This window comes from Helicobacter cinaedi CCUG 18818 = ATCC BAA-847, from assembly GCF_000155475.1.
GTDB lineage: Bacteria > Campylobacterota > Campylobacteria > Campylobacterales > Helicobacteraceae > Helicobacter_C > Helicobacter_C cinaedi.
The window spans coordinates 4,204-8,777 of sequence record NZ_DS990400.1; the positions used below are offsets into that span (position 1 = coordinate 4,204).

Below are 4,574 nucleotides of genomic sequence, written 5' to 3' on the forward strand. Positions count from 1 at the left end.
CATACAGAGTATAAAAGAATGCAATATAAATTCTGAAGAGCAAATTAATGTTACTTCTCAACATAATATTTTATTTTCTACCCAAAAATCCACAGGATTTGAATCCGATAAAAACCATACTGAAATAGCAGACAACATCGCTATGCAAGCTAAAACAAATATTGAGGAAGAGGCGGGTAATCAAATAAATTTCGCGGTCGGAGACACTTCTATTACTGCTAAGGGAGATTGTGTTATTATTAAAGCTGGTGGAGTAGAAGTAGTCATAGATTCTAAAGGATTAGTTGTTAAAGGTGGGGAGGTAAAGGCGGAGTGAGCGACACAATCACAATTAAAGCAGTAGAGAACATTAGCAATCTACCCATAGAGAATTTGGAATTGTTTTTATTCAAAATGGGGAGTAAATCACGATTTCTTGCAAAAACTGATGAAAAAGGCTTGGCTGATTTTAAAATAAGTGGCTTAAATAAGTTTCAACTTTACCTTGTATATTTAAATGAACAAAGTAATTATAAAATTACTCCTATGTATGACAGATTTTTAATATCTTATAACGCCATTGATGAGATTCAAGAATTAAGATTCTACAAATATACAGATGTTTTTAGAGTAAATTTATATTCTAAAATAGGGAGATATTGCTTTCAAAAAGAAGATATAGTTAATTTTAAAGCTTATTATCCAGAATATATACAAGAAGAAGATATTAAATGGGCTTATACTTTTATATCCAAAAATCTTGCTTTAAAAGATATTTTACAAGATAAAAAACTCACACAAGGCGATGAAGAAGAATTAAAACAATATCCTGCAAAATGTTTAAATAATGCAAAATACTACACACTTAAAGATAAAAACAATCAAGCTTATTTAGGCAAAGAAGTTAAAGACTATGAAATCAATAACATCATTAATGATTCTAAAATGATAGTCTTTGCTTACACAAAAGAACCTTTAGAAAATGTTTATGCCGAAATAATCTTAGGCGATATTATACAAATCTCCATTGATTGTTCTATGCAAGAAGCTTTAAACGCAAAAGATGAAGTATCCAAACTTGGCTGGACTACAAGCTATGTTTTACAAAGACTATGGCACGATAATCCTAAAGATGCCACTAAAATTTCAGAGCTTAAATATAAAAATACCATAGAATTATGTCAAAGTATAGAAGATGAAAAAATGAAAAGTTTGATTTATCAATATGCTTTAGATATAGAACTCAAACCTTTTGAGATAAAGCAAGTTTTAAAACCAAAGATAGACCCTTGCAATTTTTATGTTGAACTTGATTGGGAAGAGTTTTATTTGCAATTTCCTTTGGTACAAGAGAGAAGTAAGGAATTGTTGGATATATCCTCGCCTTTTCTTTCATATTTTAATTTTAATCCACATCTTTCAGACAATGTAAAAACTCATATTATTCAAAAACTTTTTAATCAACAAAGGCTTTGTAGAAACAACCCAAAAGAAAATTGTCTTGATGATACAGGCATAAGCAATACTAAACAAGATTTAAAATATTACTCTCAACTTAAAAATATTGCCGATATAGAAGAACTTGATTTAATTGTCCATACAGAGAACATTAAAAATGCCAAAACAGAGACAGAGCTTACCTTTAGTGTCTATCCTAAAGACAAATTTTTATCCATACACGATGAATACAAAAGAATTGACACTCTAAGACCTTATGATATAGATAAAGCCACTATGCAACAAGGTGTGGGTATCAGTGATGAAGATTTTGGGTGGAAACTTGCCTCCTCTGATGAGCAAACATCAGCACAAGCTCTATCCCTTTATGCTTGCACAGGAAAGTTTAGTGTCTATTATATCCCTAGTAAATTTTTGCTTAAAAAAGAGCATAATAAAACTTATGTCTATATAAAAGAGCTTTATGCTTATATTTGGGATACTTTTGACTTTGATGATGAGGAACATAAGTATAAGAAAGATGAAGAAGCTAAAGATGAAAATATTATAGAATTAGGGCAGCCTGTGGGAACTTGGAATTATAAGGAAATGAGATTTGATTTTAATCATTCTGTAAGGCAGATGGCGAAATACACAAACAACACTTTCAAATGGAATGAGCTAAACTCTTATGTGAAATCGGGTGGAGCTAGAGTATTTAGCCAAATAGAAAATACTAAAACCCATTTTGCTGAAATAAGGGGCAATTTTGTTAAAGGAAATATCTTGTCGGCAATTACGACAGAATCTCATTCAAGAACTATTGAACTCCACGAAATCCCAATCCTCAAAAAACAACAAATCTACCCCCTCTACAACCAAGACTACCAAAATTACAAGAAAACCTTTAACAAAGGCTTAAACTTTAGAGTTTTTTCTAAGGATAAAACAAATGATAAAATTCATAAAGGATTCTATGTGTTAAAAGTGCCTGAAGATAAAGCTACACAAGAATATTTCAGGGTGGAATTATTATAATGCTCATTGCAATAATAATATTACTTTGTGCTTTGTCTATATTTCTAATCCCAAAAATTAGAAAATGTTTCTTTAAACTTCTGAAAGATAATGAGTATTTTATCAAGAGTAGATATATTTATTTAAGCTCTTTTATGGGAAGTTTTCTGTTTCCCATTATACAAGCTGTGTGGATAATGACGATGAATAGCAATAAACAAGGCTATATCATTGCATTATACTTCCATACATTGTTCTCAATCGTTGTTTTTATATTTTTTCTGTTTTATTTTTTGAGAAAAAGGCGTTTATTATGTGGATTTGCAAAAAAGAGATTAAGATTAAGATATTTTTTTATTAATACTCTATTGGTGTTTGCCTCATATATTGTTTTGCTTCCCATATTTTGGTTTATTTTTGGTTTATTTTCAATACTTTACTACGCTTGGCGTTAGGCTTTAAATGAAAATTAATCAAATCTACCCCCTCTACAACCAAGACTACCAAAATTACAAGAAAACCTTTAACAAAGGCTTAAACTTTAGAGTCTTCTCTAAGGATAAAACAAATGATAAAATTCATAAAGGATTCTATATTCTAAAAGTGCCTGAAGATAAGGCTACACAAACATATTTTAAGGTGGAATTGTAGAAATGATGGGTGGTTTAGCTGACGGAGTAGCTGCAGCTGGTTGGATTATGTTCAAAATGATTTTTTGCATTAGTCTAATAGCTTCAATCGCATATATTTTTACATTACTAAAAATAAAAAATATATTATTAAATCAAAATACTTATGTTTCTTGTCAAAATTGCTATTATTGGAGTTTGCTTATCATAAGTTCTTGTGCAATTAATTTGGTATTTTTAATATATTTAGGAATAAGTTTTAGTGCAATCGGATGGAGATGGGATAGGTTTATAAAAATTATTCTAATTTTTTTATCGTGTTTGCCAAATATTCTATTTTTTAATTCAATTAGAAAAAAGGGGATAAGATATATTTATCAAGATTCAATAAACAAAAATTTCACAATTAAAATTTTTGTTTTAACTTTGCTATCTTCGTTTCTACAATTTCTCTCTTATTTGGTTATTTATTCTATTATATTGGCTTGGTAAAAAGTGGTAATGTAAAATTATGAAGTTACGAGACTATAAAACCTTTAACAAAGGCTTAAACTTTAGAGTTTTTTCTAAGGATAAAACAAATGATAAAATTCATAAAGGATTCTATGTGTTAAAAGTGCCTGATGATAAGGCTACACAAGCATATTTTAAGGTGGAAATATGATTTGGTTGATATTAACGCCATCATTTTGGTTTATAATAACTATTCTTGCTTATATAGCTTACGCTGTTAAAAATAAGGAATTTTTAGCTTTTACTTTAACTCCTGCTTTTTGGAAAAGTTTTTTCTTGGGATTTTTTGTAGGATTTTTTTTGGGTGGAATTTTGTCTTTTGAGTTACCACTTTTCATACTTTCTATTGTATTTTCTATTGTATTTTCTATTGTATTTTCTATTGTATTTTCTATTGTATTTTCTATACTCAAGGCTATTTTTCGTTCACAAAAAATAGTTATTTTAGACACAAAGAAGAAACATCAACGAATAAATTTTGCTTTTATGTGTGGTATGGGTATTCCATTTGTATCTTCAATTATTTTTTCCTTTCCCATTGCGTTCATTCTTTATTTCCTTGACAATAATAAACAGGTATTCTTTTGACTACTATAAAACCTTTAACAAAGGCTTAAACTTTAGAGTCTTCTCTAAGGATAAAACAAAGGGTGAGATTCATAAAGGATTCTATGTGTTAAAAGTGCCTAAGAATACACAAGCATATTTTAAGGTGGAATTGTGAATGTTGTCATTAGCATTATTTACTTTTATTTCTCGCACAATAGTTTCTAGCATAATACTTGTTTGTTATAGTATTTATGCTATTAAAAATAAGGAATTTCTAGCCTCTATTTAAGTAATATATATATTGTTTGTTTTTAAATTGTTTTATATTGATAAAATAACTTATTAGATTAAAGAAAAGGGATACAAAGATTAGACTATGATAAACTTAACACTTCCTCTTATAAAGGATTGATGATGTCTTACCTCTCCCTCTCTCTTCCTTCTTTTACC

Annotated in this window: 4 protein-coding genes and 1 pseudogene; all 5 read left to right on the top strand. The window is 28.9% G+C overall.

Annotated features, from left to right (window positions below; translation table 11 throughout):
• Positions 1-316 (top strand): annotated as a pseudogene (locus tag HCCG_RS11005) (bacteriophage T4 gp5 trimerisation domain-containing protein); the annotation flags it as partial.
• Positions 313-2,454 (top strand): DUF6402 family protein, encoded by a 2,142-nt coding sequence (locus HCCG_RS11010; protein ID WP_002957626.1) that lies wholly within the window; start codon positions 313-315, stop codon positions 2,452-2,454. The pseudogene HCCG_RS11005 and the gene HCCG_RS11010, both read left to right, overlap by 4 nt.
• A gap of 441 nt (positions 2,455-2,895) precedes the next feature.
• Positions 2,896-3,084 (top strand): hypothetical protein, encoded by a 189-nt coding sequence (locus HCCG_RS11020; RefSeq protein ID WP_002957628.1) that lies wholly within the window; start codon positions 2,896-2,898, stop codon positions 3,082-3,084.
• A gap of 489 nt (positions 3,085-3,573) precedes the next feature.
• Positions 3,574-3,726 carry a hypothetical protein gene (locus HCCG_RS12310; protein ID WP_002957629.1) on the top strand — a complete coding sequence of 51 codons (153 nt, stop codon included), beginning with the start codon at positions 3,574-3,576 and terminating at the stop codon, positions 3,724-3,726.
• Positions 3,723-4,163: a hypothetical protein gene (locus HCCG_RS11030; RefSeq protein ID WP_002957630.1), complete on the top strand. Its 441-nt coding sequence runs from the start codon at positions 3,723-3,725 to the stop codon at positions 4,161-4,163. The genes HCCG_RS12310 and HCCG_RS11030 overlap by 4 nt, the downstream gene beginning before the upstream one ends.
• Positions 4,164-4,574: the final 411 nt, after the last annotated feature.